This window comes from Mesorhizobium sp. B2-1-8 (assembly GCF_006442545.2).
Lineage (GTDB): Bacteria > Pseudomonadota > Alphaproteobacteria > Rhizobiales > Rhizobiaceae > Mesorhizobium.
In genome coordinates this window covers 2,719,125-2,743,193 of record NZ_CP083952.1, presented here as the reverse complement: position 1 = coordinate 2,743,193, position 24,069 = coordinate 2,719,125, and the positions used below count along the sequence as shown (strand labels likewise).

Sequence of the window (24,069 nt, the reverse complement as noted above, 5' to 3'; positions counted from 1 at the left end):
GGACGATGACTAGCATGAAGGGCAGCGAGATGAACACCATCGAGGCTGTCCCGGCCGAGGTCGATGTGGCGATCGTTGGCGCCGGAATGGCCGGCACCACGCTGGCAACCGCTTTGGGAAAAGCCGGCCGCAAGGTGGCGCTGATCGATCCGCACCGGGTTCATCACGACGAGTTCCGGGCCGAGAAGATCGGTACCGATCAGATACGGCTATTCAAGAAGCTCGGCCTCGACGAAACGATCATGCGTCTCGTCACCCCGTTCGACGATATCCATGTCTTCCGCCTCGGCCAGCTGTTCGCGCGTGAGCGCAGGCCGGAGTATGCATTTTCCTATGGCGCGCTGATCAACGGGCTTCGTGACGCCCTTCCACCGCAAGTGCCGCTTACGGTCGGCAAGGTCGCCGAGATCTCGACCGGACCGGACTGGCAGCGCCTTGTGCTCACCGACGGCAGGATCATCGATGCACGCCTCCTGGTGGTGGCCACCGGTCACAGCGAAGCGGTGCGCCGCGCCATCGGCGTCGAGCGCGTCGAGCAATCGAAAGCCCATTCGCTGTCGATGGGCTTCGACCTCGCCATCTCCCAGCGCGACTGCGGCTTTCGGGCCGTCACCTGCTACGGCAAGCGGCCTTCGGATCGCGTCGCCTACATCACCGTTTTTCCCCTCGGCGACAAGATGCGGGCCAACATGTTCGTCTATCATACCGTCGCCGACCAATGGACGAGGGATTTCCGGGCCGATCCGCAAAAGATGCTTTGCGAGCTGATGCCCGAAATATCGGCGCAGTGCGGCAACTTCGCCGTCGCGAGTCCCGTCGAGGTCCGGCAGATCAATCTGACCACGACGCAGGGCCATCGCCGCGACGGGGTCGTCTTCATTGGCGACGCGTTCTGTACGACATGCCCGACGCCGGGGGTCGGCATAGGGCGGGTCATGATCGACGTCGATCAGCTCCATTCCGTCCACATTCCACGCTGGCTGGAAACACCAGGCATGGCGTCTGACAAGATCGGGACTTTTTACGACGATCCGGTCAAGGTCGCTTCCGATGAGGCCGGCATGCGCGTGAGCGTCTATGCCAGGCAGATCACCACCGAGACCGGACTGGAATGGCGCGCGCGGCGCCTGCGTAACAACACGGCACGCCAGCTGATGATCATCGGACGCAAGGTAGCCCATTTGGGATTGCGGCGGGAGCCGGGCGTGGCCTGAGCAGCCTCCCACCTTCATCGTCATCGAAGGAACTTGCCGGTGCTGCCGTAAGGGTAGCACCGCTTCCCCTCTCCAACCCTGCGGCCTTCACCAAGATAATGAGATAGCGCTGAAAAAAAGCGGATCCAGTGCCGTTCAGTCGGAACAAGCGGTGCGCCGACAGGTTATGCCCGCAGGAGATCCTGTCATGGTCAAGAATATCGACCGCGCGTTGCAGGATGCCATTCTGGCGATGCGCACTCTTCGCAAATCCATAATCGATCATGGGCATATGGACGCCATGGCCGAATTTGATGGCTTGATGAGCGTGACCATATCCGAGGCCGAGCGCCAACTCATCAGTTGGCAGGCCAGTCATCGCCACGAACGATCAGGCCAGGCAAAATCCTGACGCGATCGCTCGTAGTCGGCATCCGGCGGAACCTTGCCGCACACGGTTGGTTTTATGGAATGTGACATGCCGCCGGAGAACGAAGTGACCCGATTGGTCGACAAGCAGAAGCTTGAGAGAGCGGATCGCGAGTCGCGGATCATCCTCGACGCCGAACGTCAGGCCCGCGACGCAAAGACCGCCCGCCTTCGCAAGCAGCGTCTGTCCGCCGAGCCGAGCGGCGAGCAACAGAAGCCCCCACCGCCAAAGCGGCGGAGGTGACGATTTGCTCTTTCCGCAAAAGCAAAAGGCGCGATCGATCCTTTGTTCGGCGAGCGAATTCGCCAACCCGTTCAGGTCAGCGTAGAAGATACAGTTTGAGCAGTGACGGCCGAAAGCCGTTCGCGCTTCTGCCAGGTCGGCTTCTCGTACTTCTTCATCAGCTATTCCCCCTTTTGGATACCGCAGAGAAGACCGGCTTCGCAGCGAATGTCAATCGTGCCAGGACGGCCATCTTGATTTCGAGCGAAACGCTCCTGCGCCGGGTAAATCAGTCTACCATGCTTTTAAATCCGCCAGTCCGGGATAGATTTCGGACCGAGAAAGCGCCACACGCCGCTTCGGGAGGACCTTGCCATGTCAGACACCGCCTTGCCGCTGGTCATCAGCGCGCCCGAGCCGCGCACGCTCGAGCTGATCTTCACGCCGCCGCAGCTGGCGCGGCTCAGGGCGCATTACCGCATCGTCGAGACGACGCCGGACGGCGTGGCGCGACTGCCGGCCGGGGTGCTGGCCGAGGCCCGCTACATCGTCGGCCAGCCGCCGATCTCGCGCGAGACGCTTGAAGCGATGAAGGCGCTGCGCTGCGTCTTCAACGTCGAGAGCAATCTCCTCGACAACATGCCCTACGAAACGCTGTTTTCGCGCGGCATCCATGTCGTCACCACGGGCCTGGTCTTCGCCGAGCCGGTGGCCGAGCTCGGCCTGGCCATGGCGCTCAACCTTGCCCGCGGCATCGTCGATGCCGACCTCGCTTTCCGCCAAGGGGAGGAGCTGTGGGGCGGCGACGGCAACCGGACCGCGCGGCTGCTTTCGGGCGCCGATGTCGGCATCATCGGCTTCGGCGACCTCGGCCGCGCGCTCAACCGCCTGCTGTCGGGCTTCCGCACCCGCACGAAGGTGTTCGACCCCTGGCTGCCGCCGTCGATCCTGAGGGAAAATGGCGTCGAGCCGGCCTCGCTGGACGCGGTGCTGTCGCAAAGCGACTTCGTTTTCGTCGTCGCCTCGGTGACCTCCGAGAACCAGGGGTTTCTGGGCGCCGATGCTTTCGCCAGGATGCGCAAGGGCGCTGCCTTCATCCTGCTCAGCCGTGCCGGCGTGGTGGATTTCCCCGCCTTGATGGCGGCGGTGAAGAGCGGCCATATCCTTGCCGCCAGCGACGTCTTCCCCGAAGAGCCGCTGGCGGGCGACCATCCCGTGCGCGCACTGCCCGGCTTCCTGCGCTCCGCCCATCGCGCCGGCGCCCTCGACATCGCCTTCAAGCGCATGGGCGACATGGTGTTGGAAGACATGGACCTGATCGATCGCGGCCTGCCGCCGATGCGCTCCAAACGCGCCGAGCGCGAGACGGTCTCGAGGATGCGCTCGAAGCCGTCGGACAGGAACTAGGCCCGGCCCATGCCGAGACGCTTACCTTGGCCAAAGCTTGAAAAGCCCCGGTGCGGGCGCTTTCTCCGGCGTATCGGGGAATTCACATGAAAAAACCTATCAGAAGCCGCCTCTGGTGAAGCGCGACAAGCTGTCGTCCGTGACGGCGGTCTGCCCCGTCGGTTCTATGATTTTTATACGGGGATAGGAACGATCGCGCCGCCGGCAGGTTTTGCAAATGGCCGGGCGGTGGGAAGCCCGGCGTACTCCAGAAGGCCCGTCACGAGTCGCGTCGGTGGCGGGCCTTTCCATGTCGGCCCGCAAGCAGCGATATTGGCAGCGTCCTGACCGGAGCGGGCCGGTTTGCCTGCCGGTCCTCATGCGCCAGGAAGTCGGCGGGATCAGCTGCGGCAGGCGATGCCGATGTCCGGCGTCGTCAGCCTCGACGACCCGCGCCTCGACCAGCTTGTGGCCAGCTTCGCGCGCGAAGGCTAGAGTGGTGGGGGCCAATGATGATTTGGCCAACGAGAGGGTCGCGATGCTCAACACGGTCGACTATGGCGGCAAGGAAGCCGATATCGTCCACGCGCTGGAGGAAGACATCATCTTCGGCCGGCTGGCGCCCGGCACGCGCCTGGTCGAGGACGTGCTTCTGGCCCGCTTCCCGGTCTCGCGCCACACCATTCGCCAGGCCTTGTACCAATTGGAAAGGCTCGGCGTCGCCACGCGCGAGCGCAACAAGGGCGCCATGGTGCGCCGGCTCGCGCCCGAGGAAGTGCGCCAGATCTACGAGGTGCGCGAGATGCTGCAGCGCCAGGCCGCGCTGATGATCCGCTTGCCGGCGAGCGACGCGCTGATCGCCGAATTGACCGCGATCCACCACGTCTACAGCGGCCATGTCGACGCCGGCTATCTCAGAGGCATCCACGAGGCCAATGACCGTTTCCACCTCACCATGTTCTCGGCCTGCGGCAATGCCTATCTGGTATCCTCGATCGAGCACTATATGCGCCTCAGCCTGCCGGTACGGGCCAATTCGCTGGCCGACCGGGACAAGCTCGACATCTCGCGCCAGCACCACTTGATGATGATCGAGGCGCTGAAACGCAGCGACAACTGGGTGCTGGCGCAACTCTGCGTCGACCACCTGCAGCCGAGCAAGGTTTTTTATCTCCAGGAGGTCGAGACAGGGCCGGCGGGCTAGCGCCGGCCGGAGAACCGGGCATCGCCGCAAAATTGGGCCTGCGGCTCCCGACTGTCTTATCTGACCTTCACGACCACCTTGCCCTTGGCACGTCCCGTTTCGACATAGGCCAAGGCCTCGTTGGTCTGTTCGAACGGAAAAGTCCGGTCCATGACGGGACGTATGACGCCGGTTTCGATGAGCGACGTGATCCGGCTCAGCTGGTCGCCCTGCGCCCACATGAACAGGAAGGAATAGTCCACACCGGCGCGTTTGGCCCTGCGGCGTATGCCGAGACTAAGCAGCCGCAGCACCAGCTTCAGCACGATGTTCAGGCCTTGCTTCCTGGCGAACTCGGGATCCGGCGGACCGGAAATGGATATCAGCTTCCCGCCCCGCTTCAGCACGCGCAGCGATTTTTCGAGCGTCTTGGCATCCTGGCTGTTCACGACGACATCGTAGCCCTGCAGGACCTTCTCGAAATCGTCCTTGCGATAGTCGACGACGACATCGGCGCCGAGACTTTTCATCAAATCCGTACTCGCCGCGCTCGCCGTTGTCGCAACCGTCGCGCCGAGATGCTTCGCCAGTTGGATGGCAAACGTGCCCACCCCGCCGGAGCCGGCCTGGATGAAGACCTTCTGGCCTTTCCTCAGCCCTGCCCTTTCGACCAGCACCTGCCAAGCGGTCAGGCCGACCAACGGAATGGAAGCGGCCTCCTCCATGCTGAGATTTTTTGGCTTCGGGGCCACGTCGGCCTCATCCATGGCGATGAGTTCGGCGAAAGTCCCGATCCGGCCATCGCGCGGCCGCGCATAGACTTCGTCGCCGGCTTTGAACTTGCGGACCTTCGATCCGGCCCGTACGACGATGCCGGCCACGTCGTGGCCCAGGATGAAGGGTGGCCGATAGGGCAGCAGGGGTTTGAACTCTCCGTCCCGGACTTTGGAATCCAGAAGGTTCACGCCGGCGGCGTGGATTTCTACCAGGACATCATTGTCTCCCAGCTCCGGCTGCGGCATGTCGGCAAGCCGCAGCGCGCCTTTTTTCTGATATTTGTCGACGACGAAGGCTTTCATCATATTCGCTTTCTGAAATCTTTCTCGATGTCCGGCACGAAACAGGCCGGCTTGACCAGGTTTGTCGTGGTTGCGTGTCGCATGCGCGTGAAATCCTTCGCCTTGTTGGCATTCAGACCGGCAAACGGAACTGCTTGCGCAAGGTCTTGTCGAACATCCCGGCAGGGGCGAAGCGGCGCAGCAGGCTGACTTGGCGCGCTGCCTTGCCGACGGTATAGCGCCGCCGCGGACTGGCATCGGTCGCCGCCTCGACCACCGCATCCGCCACTATTTCTGGCCGATCGGCTTTGGGCATCACATCGGCAAGCAGCGCCTTGAACCCGGTTCGCGCCTGATCGTATTCTTTCAACAGGGAATCCGGCTCGATTCCGTTCTGGTCGAAGACGGTACGCACGAATGCCGGCTCGATGACCGAGACGCGAATATTGAAGGCACGGACCTCGTGATCGAGCGATTCCGAATAGCCTTCGAGCGCGTGCTTCACCGCCGAGTAGTGAGCTGAGTATGGCGCGGGTACCAATCCCAGAATCGAGCCGATGTTGACGACGCGCCCTTGGCCACGCCGCCGCATCGACGGCAACACCGCATTGGTCATGCGGATGACGCCGAACAGATTGACGTCGAACAGGGACTGCACCTGTGCGATGGAGGACTCTTCGGCGCCTCCCAACAGGCCGATACCGGCATTGTTGACCAGCAGGTCGATCCGACCGGTCTGCGCGAGCACGTTCGAAACGAGGGCGTTGACCGAGTCCCCGTCAGTCACGTCGCACGCCAGCATGGACACATTTGCTGGGCCATTGCCTGTCGCCCGGCGGCTTGTCCCGAAGACGGTGAACCCCGCCCGCGCCAAGGCCTCGGCGCTTGCGCGACCAATGCCGGAAGAAGCTCCGGTTACGATCGCGGTCTTTCCAGAATGTGCTTTCATTTGACGCTCCAAAGCCACCAGGGCTAGCCTTCTTCGATTGATTGGATTATACTCGTAATATCATATTATGCTCATAATACAATAGCGAGCAGAAAGGAAAAATTATGCGATACGAGAAGGGCCGGAAGGACGCATCGCGCAGCCGGATCATGGAGGTCGCCACACAACGGTTCCGCGGCGACGGCATTGCCGCCTCGGGACTGGCAAGCATCATGAGCGACGCCGGGCTGACCAACGGCGCCTTCTATCCGCATTTTCCCTCCAAGGCGGTACTTGTCCAGGAATGCGTGGCGGCGGCGCTGGAGGGTCAGTCAGGCCAGATCGCGCAGGCGCTGGCCTCCGGCGGCCTGGCAGCGGCCATAGACGCCTATCTGTCGACGCAGCACCGCGATAGTCCGGGCACGGGCTGCGCTTCCGCCGCCCTGTTGCCGGAAATCGCGAGGGAGCAGCCCGAAACGCGGCAACTCTACACCGAACGCTTGATGACTTTGGTGCGGCAGGTGTCAGCCGCTCTTCCGCCGCATACCAGCGATCCGGAAGCCGTAGCATTCGGCATCTTCGCCACGCTCATCGGCACGCTTCAGCTGGCCCGCGCGGTGGAGGGCGCTGACCTATCGGATCGCATCCTGGCGGCCGGAGCGGATGCGGCCCGGTCGCTGGCGCAGCCACGCAGGGGCGACGAGGCGTCGTAGAGGATCGGACGGCAAAGCTGTTAGCCCGGAGCGTCCAAGGCCGCCGGGCGGCAGCCGTCCGAGGCCGGCGCGACCATGGCTGTAGAAACGGATATCGAACACTGAAACTCTCCGCGAGCTGCGTGATCGCCTCCCGGGCGATGACAAGACCCTCCAATCAATGCCTCGCTGGCGGGGCGTTTTTTTGCAGCGCCGGGGCCGCCGTGTCGAGCCTCCGGAACCATCCGCAAATCGCGAAGTTGTCCAAACGGCCGCAAGCCTGCGCCTTCGGTCATATTCGCCGGTCTCTCGCCCTCCGGAGGTCGTCGATATCGCCCGAAGGGCGAGCATTGCGATCCGGTTCCCCACTCCAGGCGTTTGGCGTGATGCCGCGAGTTCCATCGATCGGCACAGTTGCCGCGCTTCCATGAAGCGGTTGCACCCAGCTTCCTTGTTCCGGCCATGTTGCACTGCGAAAGATTTATTGCATTGCGATAGCGGCCTGTTCGGCCGAGATTGGCAAGGGCTGGATCTTGGGGGCTGGGCTTGCACCAAGGAGGCCTCGTGGCGGCATCGTTTCGGCCTGATATACAGGGCTTGCGCGCGCTGGCGGTCGGCGGCGTCGTCGCCTACCATTTTGGCCTCATCGCGCTGCCCGGCGGCTTTGCCGGCGTCGACATCTTCTTCGTCATCTCCGGCTGGCTGATCACGACGCATCTGATGCGGGAGATCACCGAGACCGGCCGGCTCGACCTCTGGCGCTTCTATGCCAGGCGCGCCCGGCGCCTGCTGCCGGCCGCCATCTTCGTCATCCTGGCCACGCTCGCCGCCGGCACCCTTATCCTGGCGCCGCAGGAGCAGGCGCTCTATTCGCGCGGCGCCATGTATGCAGCAGCCTACACCATCAATCTGTGGCTGCTGCGCTGGTCGTTCGACTATTTCGCCGCCGATGCCTCGAGCAATCCCTTCATCCACTTCTGGTCGCTGTCGGTGGAGGAGCAATTCTATCTCGTCTGGCCGGCACTGCTTGTCTTCGCCGCCTGGCTATATCCGGGCCGGCGCATGACGGTGGCCGTGATCGGGATCGTCGGCCTCGCTTCCTTCGCCGCCTGCCTCTGGCTCACCAGCCTCTCGCCGGCCTGGGCCTTCTACTTCTCGCCGCTGCGCGCCTGGGAGTTCGCCGCCGGCGGCCTGGCGACGTTCGCAGCGCCAGCCTTGTGGCGGCATCAGTCCTGGCTGCGGGCGGCACAGGGATGGCTGGGCCTGGCGCTGATCGCCCTCGCCTATCTCGCCTTGAGCGAAGACCTGCCTTTCCCCGGCTGGTACGCGCTACTGCCCGTTGCCGGCACCGTGCTGGTGCTCTTGAGCGGCGCCGGCAGGCAGGGCGACGCACCGGCCGGCACCCGTTGGCAGGCCTTGGCGCCCGCCGCCATGCTCTCGCTGGCGCCCTTGCAGTGGGTCGGCACGCTCTCCTATTCGCTCTATCTCTGGCACTGGCCCATCATCGTCTATGCCGGGATGCTGGAGCCGGACCTCGGCGTCGCGCAGCGCATCGGCTGCGCCGTACTGGCGCTTGCCTTGTCGGCGGCGACCTACCGGCTGATCGAGAACCCGGCGCGGCGCGGCGACTGGCCGGCGGCGGTCGCGCGCGCCTTCAACGCCGGCCCGGGCGCAAAACCGCTTAGGCTGTTTCCCGGACTAGCCCTTGCCCCGGCCCTTGTGCTGACCGCCGCCGGCGTGGCGGCGGCCTACGCCAACGCGCATCTGGCCACGCGCAACATCGACCCTACCCAGCGCGGCATCGAAGAGGCCGCCGAACAGCCTTCCATCGCACGCGCCGTCGACAAGAACTGCCTGCTCGACTTCCACACGGTGAAACCGAAACCTTGCACCTTCGGACCGGCCGACGCCGCCCACACCATCGTGCTGTTCGGCGATTCGCATGCCGACCATTGGTCGACGCCGCTGGTCGAAGCGGCAAAACGCAACGACACCAAAGTGGTCACCTACCTCAAATCCTCATGCCGCGCCTCGCGGCTGTCGACCTTCAACGCCGTGCTCAAGCGCGACTACACCGAATGCGACGCCTGGCGCGAACAGGCGATTTCAGACATCATTCGCCGCAAGCCGCGCATGGTGGTGATCTCGGAATTCTCGATCGGCAATCTGACGCGCGACATGTCCGCCGCCAGTCGCAAGGCCGAGACCGCGCGCTGGCAGGCCGGCCTGCGCTCCACCTTGCAGGCCTTCAGCAAGGCCGGCGTCGAAACCGCCGTCATCCGCGACACGCCGATCGGCGACAGCTTCGCGGACGCCTGCGTTGCCCGCGCGCTGTGGTGGCGCGAGGCGCCGTCGCTGTGCGACACGCCGAGGGCGCAGGCCGCCAATGACGGCGCCGCCGCCGCCGAACGCGCGGTGGTGAAAAGCGTGCCCGACACGCGCTATGTCGACCTCACCGACCGCTTCTGCGGCTCGACCGAATGCCATGTCTTCATCGGCGGCAAACTCGCCTTCCGCGACCGGCATCATCTGGCGACGGGGTTTGCCGAGACGCTGGAGGGACCGCTGGAAAAGGCGTTGTTTTAGAAAGAGTTGGACCTTCATTCTCCCTTTGTGGGAGAAGGAAGAAACGCCACCCCGCTCACCCAGCTCTGGCAAGATCGGCCACATACCGCTCCAGCGTCACCTTCCCGCGCTCCGGCCTGGTCGGCGGATCATAGGTGCTATCGACCGTCGCCTCCGTCATGCGCGCATAGGATTGCGCGGCTTCCGGCGAAAAACCCATGTCCTCGAACGTCTCCACCCAATGTTCGCGGGGTGCCGAGACCACGCTGACCTCCTTGCCGAGCGCCTCGCCGAAGGCGGCGGCAACGTCCCTGGCGGTGTAACGCGACGGCCCTTCGACATGATGCAGGTCGTTCTTGTCCGCCGGCTCCATCAGCAAGCGCGCCGCCGCTTCGCCGAGGTCGCGTGGCGCCACCATGGGCAGTTCGAAATCCGCCGGCAAAAGCGTGTTGACCACGCCATCACGCCTGGCGGTCTCCAGCGAGGCATCCCAATTGCTCATGTAATAGGCCGCGCGAATGATGCTGGCGGCAATGGGCTGGCGATGCAGCTTCTCTTCCAGCCCATGCAGGACGGTGAGGTCGCCGGTACGCTCGCCGGCCTGCGCGCCATAGGTCGATTCGGCGACCACCTTCTCCAGCCCCGAGCCGTCAAGCGCGGCAATGATCGCCTCCACCGTCCTGCGCTCCTGGGCATCCGTGTCGGTCGAAGGATCGGCCGGCGGATTGAGCAGGAACGCCCGTGTGCCGCGCCTGAACACGCCACGCAGCGCCTCGACATCGAGCACGTCCGCCACCGCCACCTCGGCACCTTGCGCGGCCAGAGGCGACGCCTTTGCCTTATCGCGCGTCACGACCGTGACCGGCTCGCCTTGCCGCAGCAGCGCTGCCGCAGCGGCCGAGCCGACATGCCCGGTGCCGCCAAGAATGATATGCATGATCCAATCTCCCTTGCTGGTTGCATACAGGGGAATGGATGGCGGCGGCCGAGGTTCAAAGTTCGCGTCACCATGCTGACACGTATGGCCACGCACCGCACCATCGCAGCGGCCCGCTTTTGCCGTCACGGCGCGCGGTTCCAGCCATCGATCCACCGATTTATGGGAACAGGGTCGCTACCGCAGCGTTTATTAGACACACCTTGAAGAGGAGGTTGTCATGAAAAAGCTCTTGCTTGCATCAGTCATCGCAATGATTTCAGCGGTGTTGATCGCTCCCGCAAATGCCGCCAGTATCACGCTTGGCATCGGGAATGGCTATGATGGCGATTACTACGTTCCCAGAAATCGCGACTATTACGGCGCCTATTCCGACTATGGCCCCTATTATGGCCGTCACCACTACCGCATGTATGACAACGGCTATCGGCCGCGCTATTTCGGCATGCACAGCCATCGTTGCCGTATCGAGGTGGTGAGGCACTGGCGTCATCACCACCGTGTCGTCGAGAGAGTGCGTGTCTGCGGTTATTGACCTTGGGATTTATCCGGCCGGCATACCGTCGGCCGGTGGCTTGCTAACCAACGGATAAAAGCGTGCCTCAAGATCAGTGCACGCCCGCGAACCGCTCTCGGTGATGAGCCAAGAACGCCGGATGTGGCATCAATCGCGAATCCTTGGGCCAGTGCAAACCCTGGGATTCAGGGCGAAAGAGATTTCTCAATTCACTGGGGACCCGATTGTGAGCGACCAGCAGCCGATGGTTCTCGCCTATCGAAATCAGGTGTCGGTCGAACAACCAGTGCACCGTGGCAGATAGTGCGATGCCATTGCGCACAACATCGGGACCATCAGCCGCTACCGGCTTGATATGAGCGGCCTGAACTTCAGATCGACCACCACCATTGATGATGCGCAAGCCGGTGACAGCGCAGGTATCCTCATAGGCGCGACAGACCTCCAGCCGGAAAGTTGCATCACGGACTTTGCGGTTTAGCAAAATCTGCTCGACCCGACGATCGACTGTCTCGGCAAAACCGGACTGTCCATCGAGACCAGGTTGCATCGACCATGGAACGTCGAGCGGAAGCATATCGGGGCTAAGTCTTCTGGCATTTGCGGGGTCAAGTGGTTCGCGCAAACCAGCCAGAACGATCTCGTCGAAATCCTCCTGCGGGATTAACCGTATCGATCTGCCCTGTATCTCTCGACCGACGCGGCGCGGGTCACCGATATCGCGTAGCGCTGTCTCGGCGTAGCGGCCATCGTTTTTGAAGGGCACAGGTGCCGGAAAATCAAGATAGTCCGTCACATTGGCATAGTAGTGGCCGGCCAGTTCCAGATCCGGCTCAATATCGGCCACCCGAGCGACGGCAATATACGCTTGGCTACCATTATTGCGTCGTGGCTCACGGTAGAGCACCCAATCGCCAACCGAATTTCGAGCCACTTCCAGATAGCGAGCCGGAAAGTGATAGTGGCCTTGGCCGTCCTTATAACGAGACCCCGACTTCAAATCGAAGATGGCTTTCACGATTCCCCCCCCGGCACTACACGGAGTGGAACTTAGCCATGTTTCGAGCATCGAGCGAGACGGCTTCCTCCAGCAATGCTTGCGCGTGTGGCCCTTCACATTCGCGGCAAAACGCAACACCATCTTCCCGAATCATGAGACGATGAAAAGTGGACACCCTCTCGACTATCGAACGAAGCAAACGAATGGCGCGTATCCATGGCAGGGATACGAAGCCAGAAATGGTCGTTCGGCGGCTCCTTCACCGCATGGGCTACCGTTACCGGCTCCATTGTGGCGACCTACCCGGAAAACCGGACATTGTTTTTGGAAAACGAAAAAAAGCGATTTTCATTCATGGATGCTTTTGGCATCGTCACGACGATCCGGCGTGCAGGCTCGCTCGCCTTCCAAAGTCCCGGTTGGACTTCTGGGGACCTAAATTGTCGGCGAACGCGGAGCGCGACGCGCTCAAACAGGATGCATTGAAGCGGCTCGGCTGGAAGGTACTGGTTGTCTGGGAATGCGAATTGCGGCAGAGTGAACAATTAGAGAACAAGCTGCGCCAATTCGTGGGGGAATAGCATGAAATCGATCGAGCTGTTCGCGGGCGCTGGCGGGCTTGGCATGGGTGTGAGCCGTGCCGGATTCACGCCGGAAGCCGTAATCGAGTGGGACCGGTGGTGCTGCGACACCATTCGCGAAAACCGGGCCGATGGCCTCGGCCTGGTCGGTGATTGGCCGGAGCCCATCGAGGGCGATGTCCGCGGCGTGGATTTTCGGGCGCACGAGGGCAAGATCGATCTGGTGACAGGCGGCCCGCCCTGCCAACCATTCTCGCTGGGTGGCAAGCATCGCGCCCATCTGGATTCGCGTGATATGTGGCCGGAAGCAGTCCGGGCGGTTCGGGAAACCAAGCCACGTGCCTTCATCTTCGAGAATGTGAAAGGGCTGACCCGCGAAACCTTCGCGACGTATTTTTCGCATATCGTGCTGCAGATGACATACCCGGAGCTAGTCGCCGAATCCGACGAGGGTTGGGAAAGCCATCTGCGTCGGCTTGAAAAGCATCATACCGGCCGTCGCGGACCAAGAGGCCTTGAATATCGGGTCGTTCCACGTTCGTTGAACGCGGCGAATTACGGTATCCCGCAGCGTCGGGAGCGCGTGATTTTCGTGGGCTTCCGAGCCGACCTCGACATCAAATGGGCTTTTCCATTGGAAACACACTCTCTCGAGGCCTTGCTGTGGGATCAGGAAAACGGGGATTACTGGGATCGACACAAAGTCCGCAATGCTGATCGCAAGGTTGGGGATAGGCATTCCGAGCGCGCGGCACGACTCGACGTCAAACCAAAAACCGCACCATGGCGGACAACGCGAGACGCGATTGGTGATTTGCCCGATCCCGAGCATGAGTTGCGAAAGGCCGCGAACCATAGCAACCACCGGTTCCAACCTGGGGCGCGATCCTACCCCGGGCATACCGGAAGCCCACTTGACGAACCGGCCAAGACGTTGAAAGCAGGTGTCCACGGCGTTCCGGGTGGCGAGAACATGCTGCTGCGGCCAGATGGTAGCGTGCGCTACTTCACCGTGCGCGAAAGCGCTCGCTTGCAGACATTCCCGGACAATTTCCGTTTCCACGGCGCATGGTCCGAAACGATGCGCCAGCTCGGCAATGCTGTCCCGGTAGAACTGGCGACCATCATCGCGCGCAGCGTGAAACGCCATCTCGACTTCGGTGGGTCGGATTTCTTGAAATGAAGGGTTATGTCGAATTCGAATTCGACCTCCCAGGCGCACTGTTGGCACGACTTATCGAGGTGCTCGACAGGCTTGATGCTGCTCCGCTCAACAGCGCGAGTTTGCAGGCGGTCCCCGAAGAACAGGGCGTCTATCAACTCCTGCTTGATGGCCAACTCGTATATGTAGGCAAGACTGACGCCGAGGCCGGACTCCAGAAGCGCCTGTCGCGCCATGCCCGCAAGATCGTGCACCGCGTGGGCCTGGATCCAGCGCGCGTCAGCTTCAGGGCCGTGCGCATTTTCGTGTTCACAGCCATGGATCTGGAGGCGAATCTCATACGCCACTATGGCGGCGTAAAGGCCATAGATTGGAACGGAAGCGGATTCGGCTCCAACGATCCAGGTAGGCAGCGCGACACCACTAAGGTCAAACCCAAGAACTATGACGCCAAGTTCCCGATCGACATTGACCGGCAAATGGCGTTCGCCATCGACCATGGCGAGACCGCGTCAAGCGCCCTCGCTCGGCTCAAAGAGGCCTTGCCGTACACGTTCCGTTTCCAGAAGATGGACTCGGATTTCGATGCAACCAAGCTGGCGGCATTGAGCGGCCCTCTAACTCCAAGGTCAGCAATCCGTCATATCGTGGATCCCTTACCTCAAGGATGGCAGGCGACTGCCCTGCCCGGTTACATCATCCTCTACAAAGAGAAACGTGATTACCCCCAGGCTGAAGTAATCGCGGTTTCAAAGGGGTAGAAGGGCCTAACAAACAGCCGCGCCTCAGCGCCCCATCATCATCCCATAGTGGACGGCCAGCAGGTCGAGCCCCACCTTCAGCAGCTTCGTCACCACGTCGCGTCCTTCGCCATCCTGCTCGGCCACGGTCTTCACCGGCTGTTCCAGGCACACGACCTTCTGCACGATTGCCGTCACGTCCCAATGCCCGAGCGCCCGTGTCGCGGCGGCATGCGCGCGGCCGGCGTTGAGCACGCTGTCGGCGATGCCGCCGCCGATGCGGCCGCCGTCGACGCGTTCCGTCCAGCGCATCGGCTTGATATCGGCTCGCTGGCTGCACTGAAAATGCTCGCGGTAGCGCAGGCCGGCCTCGCGCTGCTGGCGTGACAGCGAGGTGATGCCCAGGAGCGGATCGACATTGCGCACCCGCACGATGCCGCCGGTGGAAGTGTGGCCGTCATTCGACACCTCGTAGACGCGCCGCGCCTCCGCCGTGCCCGATGTCAGCCGCTTGCGGCCGAAGGCATCGTCCCTCAGCGCGAAATCATGGCCGACCTCGCGGCGGATGCGCACCTGCTCGGCCTCGCCCTTCGGCAGTTTCGGCGCCTGCGGCCTGGCGGCTTTGGTTTCCTTGGGCATGGGGTGGCTCCTCTTGGTTGGGTGTTCGAGTGATGGCCTTGCTGAACCCGGGTTCCTCTCCGCCGCTTTGCGGGGGTGAGGAACCCAAGCCGGCGCCGCGCCGCGCCAGCAGCTCCCGCATCACCCGCCGCTCGCGCACTTCGATGCAGAGCTGCGCGCTCGAAGGGCAGAACTGCGCGTTGCCGCTCCTCACCTCGCCGCGCACGAAGCGCTGGATGGCGGCCTGCAGGTCGGCCAATTCGGCATCTCTGATGGCGCCGAGATAGCCGCGCAGCTGCATCTCGACATCAGTCAGTGCGGATTGCGGGAAGCAGGAGAACATTGCCGCCAGCGCCTTCGTCGCCTGCTGCAGTTCGGCCGTGGTCATATCCGCGGATCTCCTCGATGATGGCGTTGGCGGCGTCGCCGTGGGTTTTCGGCCTGATCCAGCCCGGCGGTTTCTTGGGCCGACCCAGGCCGTGCGATCCCGAAGCCGCCTCACGGCCCCGAATCGAAATCCCCGGTCTTTCGCGCGCCCCGCGCGCTGAAAAAGCGGAAGCTTCTTCCATCTGATTTCTGGAATCTGGAGAATGCCGCATCAAAACATCGGCATTTGCCTGGACATGCGCCTTTGCTTTCAAGGCGGTGGCGGCCCCGCCGCGCGCGCCGGCGGCCGCCCTCGCCTCGCTCTTGAGCCGCGCCTTGTGCAACTCCTTCGTCAGCCTCTTGTGGCCGATCTCCCCGTCCTCGCGCTCGAAGAAGGCCAACAGCTCGGCGCTGATCGCCCGCCATCGTTTCAACGGCAGGCGCGCCACGCGCGCCAGCCTGGCGTCGTCGTCGGGCAGGCTGCCGCCGGCATTCCACATTGCCATCAGAAGCAGCATGTAGGCGCCGATTTGTTCGGTCGAGAGCTGCAGCGTGTCGCCGACGAAATCGGAGACGTAGAGCTGCATGAAAGGCCGTTCGCTCATGCCGCGCTCCACGCCGCGCTAATGGAACCAGCCGCCGGTCCGGACGTTATGACGCGTCCATGGCTAGGGGAGGTTTGCCCATGACGGCTTTCATGCCGGTGACCCTGCGTTTCTGCGACAACAAGACCATGCTGGTCGGCTCGGTGGCCGATGCGGCGACGGCGCTTCGTTACCAATGGCCCGACAAGACCGCGCCGGCCTATCTCGAAGCAGCACGGCTCATCCGGCTAGCGGTCGAGGGCACCTGCTGCCCCCGCCCCGCCTTCGAGGCCTTTCGCGAGGCGGCCAGGCAACAGGGCATATTGGTAGCCAAGCCAAGAAGCCGCGCGCATGAGTGGCTCGACGCGGCGGCGAGCCCCTGAAACGGCGGCGATGCAACCGCTTGCCGGCCTTGTGCGTTTATGAGCGTCGGCTTGAATGCCGCGCCTGGGCCGAAGGTGAATGCCATGGGTACGATGAAAACCGGAGTGCCGCTCAAAGTGTCCCTGGACGGACATGTCGAGGAGATCGAGAATGTCAGCGACGCCGCCGATTTCCTGCAGCGCTGGCCGATCGAGCGACGGGGCCACGTCTATCGTAGTGCGCTCAACGCCTGCAGCGCCGCCATCGCGGCGCAGATTTCGCAAGCCGATGCGATAAAAGTATTCACCGGCTTTGCCCGCGTTGCCGGCATCCTGGTTGCCGGCGGCGGCCCGGCGACGATGCTGGAGCGACGGACGGTGCAGAGCCGTCTGCCCAAACAGGGCCGCCAGATGCCGAAATAGCGGTGCGGCGCGAGTGCTGTTCAAGCAATTCTCCCAATATTTTCCACATCGACCGAGATTGGCGAAAGCGTCGGTGCCGGTTTTTTCCCCCCGTCATTACACGGGGAGAAATGTCCGGCAGGGCAATGAGGGCAGTGCCAGCGTTTCCATAGGTTGACGTCTGCCCGAGTTCCAAATTCCGTTATGTCGGCGCCGCCCCTCATCCGCCTGCCGGCACCTTCTCCCCGTTGAACGGGGAGAAGGGACTTACCCGGCCTCGCAAACACGGCGCTGGAAACGCGCCTGATGATAGGTGCAGTAGCTTTACATCGCCTTGGTGCGCATGCCGCAGCACAGCATGTCCTGGCCCGGCCGCCCGCCGGGCGCACCATTTTGAGGCTCTTCCTCCACTCTCAGGTCGAGCGGAGCTCGGCAGCGATTGAACAAGCAGTCGATGAAGCGCATGGCCACGCCATGCGGCTGCCGGCCGATGGGACCACGTGGCGGCGCAGGTACCTCGATACGGTAGGTTTGCCCATCGGCGATCAGCACGCCCGCCTCGCGCTGGAAAAGCCGTGGCCGGACGGGCGAAGGAGCCCGCTTCGGCCGTGTGGCCGATTTGACCGCCGGCTGCAGGCTGGCGCCGGAACGGCTGGCTTCCACCTTGGCGGCGCGGCTCGCTGCCTTGGCCATCGCCGTGCGGGCCGCCGGCCGGCCCTTGCCATTGGCAAAGCCGATCGCGCCCAGCATGGCGTTGCGGTGGACGATGCCGATAATGGCGTTGCGCGATACGCGCGCGCCGCGCTGCGCGCTGAACGCCGCCGCGATCCCCGATGCCGAAAGCCCCTCCCGCAGCCAGGCGCCGATCGCCTGCAATTCGCTGTCGCTGTAGCTTGCCATGTCCGTCTCCATTGCGCGGCCAGCGGCCGCCGCGCACGGCGCCATCAGGCAAGCGTCGGGGTTTGCCCGCAGCCGCCATGGGCTGCCGGGGCCTGGTCCGGCCTGTCGGCCGCTGGGTTGCCTGTGGAAGGGTTGCTTTCAGCCCCGCCGGTCGGCCGACTGGGCAAGGCGCGCAAGCCGCGCCAACGCCCTATCCCTGTCAGGTGCGGAAACCGCCCTGCCCGTCGTCGGCTCATACAGAATGACGGTGCCGTCCTGCGTGCGGATCAGGGAACAACCCGCGGCCGGATCGAATGGGGGGCCGGAGCCGCGGGGAGCGGCGGCTCCGGCCGTTCCGGCCGCCGGTGACGGGCGGGCCGGACGCGAGGCCGATGCACCAAGGCAATCGGCTTCGCGCTTCGCCCCGGCCGGGGAGGAGGCGGCCGGGGCGGAAGGGAAAGGGCAGCCCGGCAAGGCCGGGCTGGAGGCGCTGTTGACTCTGAGGGGATTGAGCTTTTGCATGAAGCGATATAAGCATAACTCAAAAACTTATGCAAGTCATTCTTTCATGGACGAAAGCAGGACTTGTTGGTCACATGAGGCCATGGTGAAAACGCAACTGTCGATCAGGGTCGGGGCCGCGATCCGCCAGGCCCGCAAGCAGCGCGGCCTGGTCATGCGCCACATCGCCGAGCACAACGACACCGACGTCGCGGCCGTCGGCAACTGGGAAACCGGGCGCAACCTGCCCAAGACCGAGAACCTGTTGAAGACCGCTGCCTTCCTGCGCGTCGACCCCGTGGCGCTCGGCAAGGGCGAGGTCGTCTTCCTCGACGATGCCGGCCCGGTGGCGGACGCCGAGATCGTCACCGATGCCGGCCCGCTGCCGGCCGGCGCGATGGATATTCCGGTGCTCGGCGCCGCCGTCGGCGGTGACGACGGCGACTTCACCTTCAACGGCGAGCCGGCAGGGTACGTGCAGCGTCCGCCGGGCGTCCGCAACCTGCCGAAAGTGTTCGCGCTGCATGTGCTCTCGGATTCCATGGTGCCGCGGTATGAACCCGGCGACATGATCTATTGTGGCGGCCGCGACGCTGTGCCGGGCGACCACGTGGTGATCGAGACCTTTCCGGAAGAGAACGAGAAGAACGGCAAGGCCTTCATCAAGAAGCTGGTCCGGCGCACCGCGGGCGAGTTGGTGGTCGAGCAGTACAATCCGCCCAAGACGCTGACCTTCAACCGCTACGCCATCAAGCAGGTCTGGCGCGTCATCCCGCTGAAGGAACTGCTGGGATATTAGGGCGCCCTTTCCTTCTCCCCTTGCGGGTTCCGAAGGGCGGGCGAGGCCCGTGACTCGCCCAGGGCGGTGGCCTCGCGAAGCGAGATCGGATGAGGGCGCTCCAGAGAACGCCGACGTCTCCCTCAACCGAACGCGCCGATCCACCCCCACAAGGGGAGAAGGAAGAACCAGACCTCTCAAGCCCGCCTCGATCCTTCCAGCGGCACTTCGCGGTCGCTCAGCATCCGCGCTTCCGAGCGCACGCGCTGGCGCTCGTCGATGAACGCGGCCTGGATCGAGACCGCGCTGCCCGGCAGCCCTTCGGCACGGCAGGCCGAGCAGACGATGCGACCCGACAGCGCGGCCAGCGGCGTGTTCCCGCTCACCCCGAAGCGCTTCAACTGATCGGGCCGCCACCACCTGTTGCGGCCGCAATCGGCGCACTCGACCGACAGCGATGCGACCTGCGCGATCACTGCTTCCCTGCCCGGCAACGCCATCGTTCCTCCGTCCGTTTGTTCCTGATTTGTTCGTATCTTCCCGTGTTTTGAAGCAGGAGTCGAGTCGCAGTTTTCCAGACTCCTCCAAAAGTCTCTCTTTTACATCAGTTTGAGTTATGCTTATATATGACTTGCAAATATGAGTCGGCGCTGGCTTGCACGCGCCAGATCCGGGAGCAAGAATGGATGCCGCCGATTTCGCCCGCGCCTGCGGTTACACCGGCGACAGTCCCACTTTGCTCGAAGCCTTCGAGGCGATCCGCCGCAACGGCATCGAGCAAGCCCGCCTGGATCATTTCAGGCGCAAGGCCGTCATCGACGAATTGAAGCCGTCGGAGCTTCTGTTCCTGGCCGCGATCGGCCCGGCGCTGTCGGCGCACGAAGCCGTCGAGGATGCCATCCGCTTCATCGCCGGCTGGCGCAACATGCCGCGCTGGCGCCAGGAACGGCGCTTGCCCGATCTCGCCAGGGCAAGGCAGCAGCTTCTCCTGGCCCGTTTTTTCCGCCGCTACGGCCATGATCTCTGGGCAAGGCAAGCGGCTTGAGGCTCGATAGCGCCATTTGCGGGTTTCAGGCGAGGACTTTTGCAAGCAACGCGGCAGCCGGTTTTCCCTTCTCCCACAAGGGAGAAGGAAAAACCACCCCCTCACCGCCTCACCCGTGATTTCAGCCAGCGGTCGAACGCCACCGCCAGGATCAGTATCAGCCCGATGACGATGCTTTGTGTGTAGGACGAGACGTTGTTGAACTGCAGCCCGTTCTGCAGCACGCCGATCAGGGCCGCGCCCACCACCGTGCCGCCGACCGAGCCTATGCCGCCGAACAGCGAGGTGCCGCCGATGACGACGGCCGAGATCACCGTCAGTTCATAGCCGATGCCGGCGACCGCTTCGGAGGAATTCAGCCGCGCCGACAGCACGAAGGCGGCAAGCCCGGCGAAGAAGCCGACGATGACATAGACGGAGACCAGGATACGGTCGACGCGCAGGCCCGATAGCCGCGCGGCCTCCGCATTGCCGCCGACGGCGTAGACGGCGCGGCCGTAGCGGGTGTAGCGCAGCACGATGTGGCACAGGATGGCGGCGATGGCGAAGATCAGCGCCGGCACCGGCACCGGGCCGATCAGCCCGGTGCCGAACCAGCGCATCGAGGCGTCGAAGCCCGAGATCGGCCCGCCATTGGAGATGGTCAGCGTCAGCCCGCGGAATACCGTCAGCCCGCCCAGCGTGACGACGAAGGGCGGCACTTTCAGCCTTGTGATGGCGAACCCCTGCACGCCGCCGGCGAGCGCACCGACCACGACGGCGGCCAGCAGCGCGGCGAACCAGCCAAAACCCTGCGTGCCTGAGGTCGACAGCGAGAGCGTATTGGCGGTGCCGCCCTTGGCGACAACGGCCGCCACCATGCCGCAGAAGGCGAGCAGCGAGCCGACCGACAGGTCGATGCCGGCGGTGAGGATGACGAAGGTCATGCCGAGCGCGATCAGCCCGGTGATCGAGATCTGGCGCGTGATGTTGAACAGGTTGATCGGGTCGATGAAGCTCGGCTTCAGCACGGTGAAGACGACGACCAGCGCCGCCAGGAACAGCAGCGGCCCGAAGCTCATCAAAAGCCGCGCGATCGTCACGCCGCCGCGCTGGTTCTGTTCCTCGGCGATGCTCATCGTGCCTGCCCCTCCGCGTCCTGTCCCGGCGCGTCCTGTCCCGGCGTATCCTGCCTGTCGAGCGCCATCAATTCCATCAGCTTTTCCTCGTTTGCCTCGACGCCCGGCATCTGCCCGGTGATGCGCCCCTTGCGCATGGTGACGATGCGGTCCGACACCGCCAGCACCTCGGGCAGCTCGGACGAAATCATCATCACCGCGATGCCGCGCGCCGCCAGTTGCACCAGGATCTGGTGCACTTCCGCCTTGGCGCCGACATCGACGCCGCGGGTCGGCTCGTCGACGATCAGCACTTTCGGGTCGCGCGCCAGCCAGCGCGCCAGGATCACCTTCTGCTGGTTGCCGCCCGACAGGCCCTCGATCGCCTGTTCGGCCGACGCCATGCGGATCGACAGCATCTTCCTGAACCCCGACAGCGCGTCGCGCTCGCGCCGCTCGGCCATGAAACCGAAGCCGTTGCTGAAGCGCCCGAGCGAGGCGACGGAGAAATTCGGCAGGATACCGAGCGCGGCAAAAATCGCCTGGTGCTTGCGGTCCTCCGGCACCAGGCCGATGCCGAGCGCGATGGCGTCGGCCGGCGAAACAGGCGCTATTGGTTTGCCATCAAGCGTGATCGTTCCCGCCGCGATGCGGTCGGCGCCGAAAATGGCACGCGCCAGTTCCGTGCGGCCCGAGCCGACAAGCCCGGCGACGCCGAGGATCTCGCCGGCCTTGAGATCTATGTCGACACCGTCCAGCACGATGGCATGCGGCGCCTCGGGGTCGCGCACGGTGCGCAAGCCGCGCACGGAAAGCACGACATCGCCGGCCACCGCGCGTTGAGCGGGCCGTGCGTAAAGTTCGGAGGCGGCGCGCCCGACCATCTTTTCGATGATGGCGGGCAGCTTGATCGGTCCGCCCTGACGGTCGAGATGCCCCGCCAGCCTGCCGTCGCGCAGCACCGTCATGCGGTCGCAGATGGCGGATGCCTCCTCCAGCCGGTGGGTGACGAACATGATCGCGACATGGTCCTTGCGCAGCCGGTCCATGATCGACAGCAGCCGCTGCACCTCGGTCTCGGTCAGTGCCGAGGTCGGCTCGTCCATGATGATCAGCCGGCTTTTCAACGACAGCGCACGGGCGATCTCGACCAGCTGCTGCTCGGCCACCGACAGTGCCGATACCGGCGTCATCGGGTCGATGGAGAGACCGACGCGGGCAATGATGGCGCGGGAATCCTGTTCCATCTTGCGCCAACTCACCAGCCCGAGCGGTCCGGTCGGCGCACGGCCGATGAAAATGTTCTCCGCCACCGTCAACGTCGGGATCAGGCTGAGCTCCTGGTAGATGGTGACGATACCGTGCCGCTTGGCGTCCTGCGGGCTCGCCGGCTGGTATTCGGCGCCATCGAAGGTGATACGGCCGCCGGAAGGCGGCATGACGCCGGACAGGATTTTCAGAAGCGTCGATTTGCCGGCGCCGTTTTCGCCAAGCAGGCCGAGGATTTCGCCGGGCCGGACGTCGAGCGAGACATCGCTCAGCGCGGTGACACCGGCGAAATGCTTGGTGACGCCCTCGACGGCAAGCAGGATGGGGGATGCGGCTTCAGCTAAAGGCAAAGACTTCTCCTTGTTGCCATCCCTGCATGAGTCAAGTTGCGCCTGAGCGCCCCCCTCTGTCCTGCCGGACATCTCCCCCTCAAGGGGGGAGATTGGCAGACTGAACGCCAGCGCCCTTTCCTGCAATGCTGGAGATTGGCGAAGGCAGAAGAGACATCCGATCTCCCCCCTCGAGGGGGAGATGTCCGGCAGGACAGAGGGGGGCGCTGTCCCGCCGGCTTGTCAATCGCAGGCTGACTGCCTCTACTTCGTCTCGTTCAGCCTCTCGGCCTTGTCGAGATTGTCCTTGCCGATGACGATGGGCGTCAGCAGCACCAGCTTCTCCTTCGGCTCGGTCTTGTTCTTGGCGTAGGCGACCGCGATCTGCACGGCGGTGCGCGACTGCTTGCCGGGGAACTGTTCGACCGTGCCGGCGAGCTTGCCGTCGCGCACGGCGACCAGCGCTTCCGGCAGCGCATCGAAGCCGTAGATCTTGACGTCGCTGAAGTTGCGCGCGGCGCACGCCTCGAGCGCGCCCAGCGCCATGTCGTCATTGGCGCAGATGATGGCGTCCGGCTTGCCGTTGGCGGCAAGGCCGGCTTCTGTCACCGTCAGCGCCTCGGCGCGGGCGAAGTTGGCGGTCTGCTCATAGATGATCTGGTACTTGTCCTTCAGCGGATCGAGCACGTTGTGCACGCCCTTGTTGCGGTCGATCGCGGGACCGGCACCCGGCTGGCCCTGCAGGTGGAACAGCTTGGCGCCATTGGGGAATGCCGCCACCACGGCCTGGGCTTCCGCCTCGCCGCCCTTCACATTGTCGGCGCCGACATGGGCCAGAATGCCCTGGACACCGTCGACGCGGCGGTCGATCGTCACCACGGGAACGCCGGCCTTGACCGCTTCCTCGATGGCCGGCGCCAGCGCGTTGACGTCGAGCGGCGAGATGACGATCGCATTGACCTTCTGCACCAGCGCCGCCTCGATGTCGGCGGTCTGCTTGGTGGCCGAGTTCTGGCCGTCGCTCTCGGTCAGGTTGACGCCTTGCGCCTGCGCTTCGGCCTTGATCTCGTTCAGCATGTGCACGAAGAACGGAAAGCCGAGACTGGGCACCGAGCCGAGAATGGTGAGTTTGTCCTCGGCGAAAGCCGAGCGTGCGGCCAACATCATGGCGCCCGCGGCCACGGACGTCATCAGGAATTCACGTCTGTTCATGGGTTCCTCCTCCACTGAAGCGCACGTCCCTTA

The 24,069-nt window shown here is 63.9% G+C and carries 27 protein-coding genes and 1 pseudogene; 15 read left to right on the top strand and 13 right to left on the bottom strand.

What is annotated here, in order from left to right; all coding sequences use genetic code 11:
* Positions 1-5: 5 nt before the first annotated feature.
* The 5 genes from FJ970_RS13455 (at position 6) to FJ970_RS13435 (ending at position 4,435) form a co-directional block, all read left to right on the top strand.
* Positions 6-1,214, top strand: a complete 1,209-nt coding sequence (locus FJ970_RS13455) for an FAD-dependent oxidoreductase (protein ID WP_181178665.1) — start codon at positions 6-8, stop codon at positions 1,212-1,214.
* Positions 1,215-1,401: 187 nt separating this feature from the next.
* Positions 1,402-1,605: a hypothetical protein gene (locus tag FJ970_RS13450; RefSeq protein ID WP_140759805.1), complete on the top strand. Its 204-nt coding sequence runs from the start codon at positions 1,402-1,404 to the stop codon at positions 1,603-1,605.
* A 66-nt stretch (positions 1,606-1,671) separates the two neighbouring features.
* Positions 1,672-1,866 (top strand): hypothetical protein, encoded by a 195-nt coding sequence (locus tag FJ970_RS13445; protein WP_140759807.1) that lies wholly within the window; start codon positions 1,672-1,674, stop codon positions 1,864-1,866.
* A 354-nt stretch (positions 1,867-2,220) separates the two neighbouring features.
* Positions 2,221-3,252: a hydroxyacid dehydrogenase gene (locus FJ970_RS13440; RefSeq protein WP_140759809.1), complete on the top strand. Its 1,032-nt coding sequence runs from the start codon at positions 2,221-2,223 to the stop codon at positions 3,250-3,252.
* Positions 3,253-3,769: 517 nt separating this feature from the next.
* Entirely contained in the window at positions 3,770-4,435 is a 666-nt protein-coding gene (locus tag FJ970_RS13435) for a GntR family transcriptional regulator (protein WP_140759811.1), read from the top strand.
* A gap of 56 nt (positions 4,436-4,491) precedes the next feature.
* Here FJ970_RS13435 and FJ970_RS13430 read toward each other — a convergent pair whose 3' ends face one another.
* Positions 4,492-5,493 (bottom strand): NADP-dependent oxidoreductase, encoded by a 1,002-nt coding sequence (locus tag FJ970_RS13430; RefSeq protein WP_140759880.1) that lies wholly within the window; start codon positions 5,491-5,493, stop codon positions 4,492-4,494.
* Between the two features lie 112 nt (positions 5,494-5,605).
* Positions 5,606-6,421, bottom strand: a complete 816-nt coding sequence (locus FJ970_RS13425) for an oxidoreductase (protein WP_140759883.1) — start codon at positions 6,419-6,421, stop codon at positions 5,606-5,608.
* A 104-nt stretch (positions 6,422-6,525) separates the two neighbouring features.
* Between FJ970_RS13425 and FJ970_RS13420 the strand changes: the two genes are divergently transcribed.
* Positions 6,526-7,113, top strand: a complete 588-nt coding sequence (locus FJ970_RS13420) for a TetR/AcrR family transcriptional regulator (protein WP_140759814.1) — start codon at positions 6,526-6,528, stop codon at positions 7,111-7,113.
* Between the two features lie 543 nt (positions 7,114-7,656).
* Positions 7,657-9,678 (top strand): acyltransferase family protein, encoded by a 2,022-nt coding sequence (locus FJ970_RS13415; RefSeq protein ID WP_140759816.1) that lies wholly within the window; start codon positions 7,657-7,659, stop codon positions 9,676-9,678.
* Between the two features lie 55 nt (positions 9,679-9,733).
* On the opposite strand, the gene FJ970_RS13410 is transcribed toward FJ970_RS13415, so the two are convergent.
* Positions 9,734-10,594, bottom strand: coding sequence for an NmrA family NAD(P)-binding protein (locus tag FJ970_RS13410; protein ID WP_140759818.1), 861 nt, complete (start codon positions 10,592-10,594; stop codon positions 9,734-9,736).
* Positions 10,595-10,814: 220 nt separating this feature from the next.
* Here FJ970_RS13410 and FJ970_RS13405 point away from each other — a divergent pair, with 220 nt between their 5' ends.
* A complete protein-coding gene (locus FJ970_RS13405; protein ID WP_140759820.1) occupies positions 10,815-11,129 on the top strand; it encodes a hypothetical protein in 315 nt (104 codons plus the stop codon).
* A gap of 73 nt (positions 11,130-11,202) precedes the next feature.
* Here the strand turns inward: FJ970_RS13405 and FJ970_RS13400 are convergent, their stop codons facing one another.
* Positions 11,203-12,129: an HNH endonuclease gene (locus tag FJ970_RS13400; protein ID WP_140759822.1), complete on the bottom strand. Its 927-nt coding sequence runs from the start codon at positions 12,127-12,129 to the stop codon at positions 11,203-11,205.
* A gap of 185 nt (positions 12,130-12,314) precedes the next feature.
* On the opposite strand from FJ970_RS13400, the gene FJ970_RS13395 reads away from it, so the two are divergent.
* From FJ970_RS13395 to FJ970_RS13385, 3 genes are read left to right on the top strand one after another with little or no spacing between them, the layout of a single operon-like run.
* Entirely contained in the window at positions 12,315-12,692 is a 378-nt protein-coding gene (locus tag FJ970_RS13395; protein WP_265336225.1) for a very short patch repair endonuclease, read from the top strand.
* A gap of 1 nt (position 12,693) precedes the next feature.
* Positions 12,694-13,875, top strand: coding sequence for a DNA cytosine methyltransferase (locus FJ970_RS13390; protein WP_140759826.1), 1,182 nt, complete (start codon positions 12,694-12,696; stop codon positions 13,873-13,875).
* On the top strand, positions 13,872-14,615 hold the full coding sequence (locus tag FJ970_RS13385) for a GIY-YIG nuclease family protein (RefSeq protein ID WP_140759829.1): 744 nt from the start codon (positions 13,872-13,874) through the stop codon (positions 14,613-14,615). The genes FJ970_RS13390 and FJ970_RS13385 overlap by 4 nt, the downstream gene beginning before the upstream one ends.
* 24 nt (positions 14,616-14,639) lie before the next feature.
* Here the strand turns inward: FJ970_RS13385 and FJ970_RS13380 are convergent, their stop codons facing one another.
* Genes FJ970_RS13380 through FJ970_RS13370 form a run of 3 tightly spaced genes read right to left on the bottom strand, consistent with a single transcriptional unit; the run spans position 14,640 to position 16,183 of the window.
* Positions 14,640-15,233, bottom strand: coding sequence for a DUF6456 domain-containing protein (locus FJ970_RS13380; protein WP_140759831.1), 594 nt, complete (start codon positions 15,231-15,233; stop codon positions 14,640-14,642).
* The gene (locus FJ970_RS13375; RefSeq protein ID WP_140759834.1) at positions 15,139-15,600 is read right to left on the bottom strand and encodes a hypothetical protein; all 462 of its coding nucleotides are present in this window, start codon (positions 15,598-15,600) and stop codon (positions 15,139-15,141) included. The genes FJ970_RS13380 and FJ970_RS13375 overlap by 95 nt, the downstream gene beginning before the upstream one ends.
* Positions 15,521-16,183: a YdaU family protein gene (locus FJ970_RS13370; protein WP_140759837.1), complete on the bottom strand. Its 663-nt coding sequence runs from the start codon at positions 16,181-16,183 to the stop codon at positions 15,521-15,523. The genes FJ970_RS13375 and FJ970_RS13370 overlap by 80 nt, the downstream gene beginning before the upstream one ends.
* 80 nt (positions 16,184-16,263) lie before the next feature.
* On the opposite strand from FJ970_RS13370, the gene FJ970_RS13365 reads away from it, so the two are divergent.
* Positions 16,264-16,545 carry a DUF982 domain-containing protein gene (locus FJ970_RS13365; RefSeq protein WP_140759840.1) on the top strand — a complete coding sequence of 94 codons (282 nt, stop codon included), beginning with the start codon at positions 16,264-16,266 and terminating at the stop codon, positions 16,543-16,545.
* A gap of 84 nt (positions 16,546-16,629) precedes the next feature.
* Entirely contained in the window at positions 16,630-16,947 is a 318-nt protein-coding gene (locus FJ970_RS13360; protein ID WP_224596297.1) for a DUF982 domain-containing protein, read from the top strand.
* A 303-nt stretch (positions 16,948-17,250) separates the two neighbouring features.
* Here the strand turns inward: FJ970_RS13360 and FJ970_RS13355 are convergent, their stop codons facing one another.
* Positions 17,251-17,826 carry a GcrA family cell cycle regulator gene (locus FJ970_RS13355; RefSeq protein ID WP_140759846.1) on the bottom strand — a complete coding sequence of 192 codons (576 nt, stop codon included), beginning with the start codon at positions 17,824-17,826 and terminating at the stop codon, positions 17,251-17,253.
* Positions 17,827-18,409: 583 nt separating this feature from the next.
* On the opposite strand from FJ970_RS13355, the gene FJ970_RS13350 reads away from it, so the two are divergent.
* Positions 18,410-19,105 (top strand): XRE family transcriptional regulator, encoded by a 696-nt coding sequence (locus FJ970_RS13350; protein ID WP_027144203.1) that lies wholly within the window; start codon positions 18,410-18,412, stop codon positions 19,103-19,105.
* 176 nt (positions 19,106-19,281) lie between these two features.
* Here FJ970_RS13350 and FJ970_RS13345 read toward each other — a convergent pair whose 3' ends face one another.
* Positions 19,282-19,584: a hypothetical protein gene (locus FJ970_RS13345; RefSeq protein WP_140759849.1), complete on the bottom strand. Its 303-nt coding sequence runs from the start codon at positions 19,582-19,584 to the stop codon at positions 19,282-19,284.
* Positions 19,585-19,766: 182 nt separating this feature from the next.
* On the opposite strand from FJ970_RS13345, the gene FJ970_RS13340 reads away from it, so the two are divergent.
* Positions 19,767-20,129 carry a hypothetical protein gene (locus FJ970_RS13340; RefSeq protein ID WP_140759852.1) on the top strand — a complete coding sequence of 121 codons (363 nt, stop codon included), beginning with the start codon at positions 19,767-19,769 and terminating at the stop codon, positions 20,127-20,129.
* A gap of 101 nt (positions 20,130-20,230) precedes the next feature.
* Here FJ970_RS13340 and FJ970_RS13335 read toward each other — a convergent pair whose 3' ends face one another.
* From FJ970_RS13335 to FJ970_RS13325, 4 genes and pseudogenes are all read right to left on the bottom strand, one after another.
* On the bottom strand, positions 20,231-21,247 hold the full coding sequence (locus FJ970_RS13335) for an ABC transporter permease (protein ID WP_140759855.1): 1,017 nt from the start codon (positions 21,245-21,247) through the stop codon (positions 20,231-20,233).
* Positions 21,244-22,332, bottom strand: coding sequence for a sugar ABC transporter ATP-binding protein (locus FJ970_RS13330; protein WP_415752044.1), 1,089 nt, complete (start codon positions 22,330-22,332; stop codon positions 21,244-21,246). Before FJ970_RS13330 ends, FJ970_RS13335 begins: the two co-directional genes overlap by 4 nt.
* 42 nt (positions 22,333-22,374) lie before the next feature.
* A pseudogene (locus tag FJ970_RS33895) lies at positions 22,375-22,755 on the bottom strand (ATP-binding cassette domain-containing protein); the annotation flags it as partial.
* Between the two features lie 333 nt (positions 22,756-23,088).
* Complete coding sequence (locus tag FJ970_RS13325) at positions 23,089-24,036, bottom strand: substrate-binding domain-containing protein (RefSeq protein ID WP_140763545.1); 948 nt, start codon at positions 24,034-24,036, stop codon at positions 23,089-23,091.
* Between the last annotated feature and the right edge of the window lie 33 nt (positions 24,037-24,069).

What these genes read in the sequence shown, in the direction of transcription:
- FJ970_RS13455 (WP_181178665.1), top strand. Translation starts at nt 6, where the DNA reads ATGACTAGCATGAAGGGCAGCGAGATGAACACCATCGAGGCTGTCCCG.
- FJ970_RS13450 (WP_140759805.1), top strand. Translation starts at nt 1,402, where the DNA reads ATGGTCAAGAATATCGACCGCGCGTTGCAGGATGCCATTCTGGCGATG.
- FJ970_RS13445 (WP_140759807.1), top strand. Translation starts at nt 1,672, where the DNA reads ATGCCGCCGGAGAACGAAGTGACCCGATTGGTCGACAAGCAGAAGCTT.
- FJ970_RS13440 (WP_140759809.1), top strand. Translation starts at nt 2,221, where the DNA reads ATGTCAGACACCGCCTTGCCGCTGGTCATCAGCGCGCCCGAGCCGCGC.
- FJ970_RS13435 (WP_140759811.1), top strand. Translation starts at nt 3,770, where the DNA reads ATGCTCAACACGGTCGACTATGGCGGCAAGGAAGCCGATATCGTCCAC.
- FJ970_RS13430 (WP_140759880.1), bottom strand. Translation starts at nt 5,493, where the DNA reads ATGAAAGCCTTCGTCGTCGACAAATATCAGAAAAAAGGCGCGCTGCGG.
- FJ970_RS13425 (WP_140759883.1), bottom strand. Translation starts at nt 6,421, where the DNA reads ATGAAAGCACATTCTGGAAAGACCGCGATCGTAACCGGAGCTTCTTCC.
- FJ970_RS13420 (WP_140759814.1), top strand. Translation starts at nt 6,526, where the DNA reads ATGCGATACGAGAAGGGCCGGAAGGACGCATCGCGCAGCCGGATCATG.
- FJ970_RS13410 (WP_140759818.1), bottom strand. Translation starts at nt 10,594, where the DNA reads ATGCATATCATTCTTGGCGGCACCGGGCATGTCGGCTCGGCCGCTGCG.
- FJ970_RS13405 (WP_140759820.1), top strand. Translation starts at nt 10,815, where the DNA reads ATGAAAAAGCTCTTGCTTGCATCAGTCATCGCAATGATTTCAGCGGTG.
- FJ970_RS13395 (WP_265336225.1), top strand. Translation starts at nt 12,315, where the DNA reads ATGGCGCGTATCCATGGCAGGGATACGAAGCCAGAAATGGTCGTTCGG.
- FJ970_RS13390 (WP_140759826.1), top strand. Translation starts at nt 12,694, where the DNA reads ATGAAATCGATCGAGCTGTTCGCGGGCGCTGGCGGGCTTGGCATGGGT.
- FJ970_RS13385 (WP_140759829.1), top strand. Translation starts at nt 13,872, where the DNA reads ATGAAGGGTTATGTCGAATTCGAATTCGACCTCCCAGGCGCACTGTTG.
- FJ970_RS13380 (WP_140759831.1), bottom strand. Translation starts at nt 15,233, where the DNA reads ATGCCCAAGGAAACCAAAGCCGCCAGGCCGCAGGCGCCGAAACTGCCG.
- FJ970_RS13375 (WP_140759834.1), bottom strand. Translation starts at nt 15,600, where the DNA reads ATGACCACGGCCGAACTGCAGCAGGCGACGAAGGCGCTGGCGGCAATG.
- FJ970_RS13370 (WP_140759837.1), bottom strand. Translation starts at nt 16,183, where the DNA reads ATGAGCGAACGGCCTTTCATGCAGCTCTACGTCTCCGATTTCGTCGGC.
- FJ970_RS13365 (WP_140759840.1), top strand. Translation starts at nt 16,264, where the DNA reads ATGACGGCTTTCATGCCGGTGACCCTGCGTTTCTGCGACAACAAGACC.
- FJ970_RS13360 (WP_224596297.1), top strand. Translation starts at nt 16,630, where the DNA reads ATGGGTACGATGAAAACCGGAGTGCCGCTCAAAGTGTCCCTGGACGGA.
- FJ970_RS13355 (WP_140759846.1), bottom strand. Translation starts at nt 17,826, where the DNA reads ATGGCAAGCTACAGCGACAGCGAATTGCAGGCGATCGGCGCCTGGCTG.
- FJ970_RS13350 (WP_027144203.1), top strand. Translation starts at nt 18,410, where the DNA reads ATGGTGAAAACGCAACTGTCGATCAGGGTCGGGGCCGCGATCCGCCAG.
- FJ970_RS13345 (WP_140759849.1), bottom strand. Translation starts at nt 19,584, where the DNA reads ATGGCGTTGCCGGGCAGGGAAGCAGTGATCGCGCAGGTCGCATCGCTG.
- FJ970_RS13340 (WP_140759852.1), top strand. Translation starts at nt 19,767, where the DNA reads ATGGATGCCGCCGATTTCGCCCGCGCCTGCGGTTACACCGGCGACAGT.
- FJ970_RS13335 (WP_140759855.1), bottom strand. Translation starts at nt 21,247, where the DNA reads ATGAGCATCGCCGAGGAACAGAACCAGCGCGGCGGCGTGACGATCGCG.
- FJ970_RS13330 (WP_415752044.1), bottom strand. Translation starts at nt 22,332, where the DNA reads ATGGACGAGCCGACCTCGGCACTGACCGAGACCGAGGTGCAGCGGCTG.
- FJ970_RS13325 (WP_140763545.1), bottom strand. Translation starts at nt 24,036, where the DNA reads ATGAACAGACGTGAATTCCTGATGACGTCCGTGGCCGCGGGCGCCATG.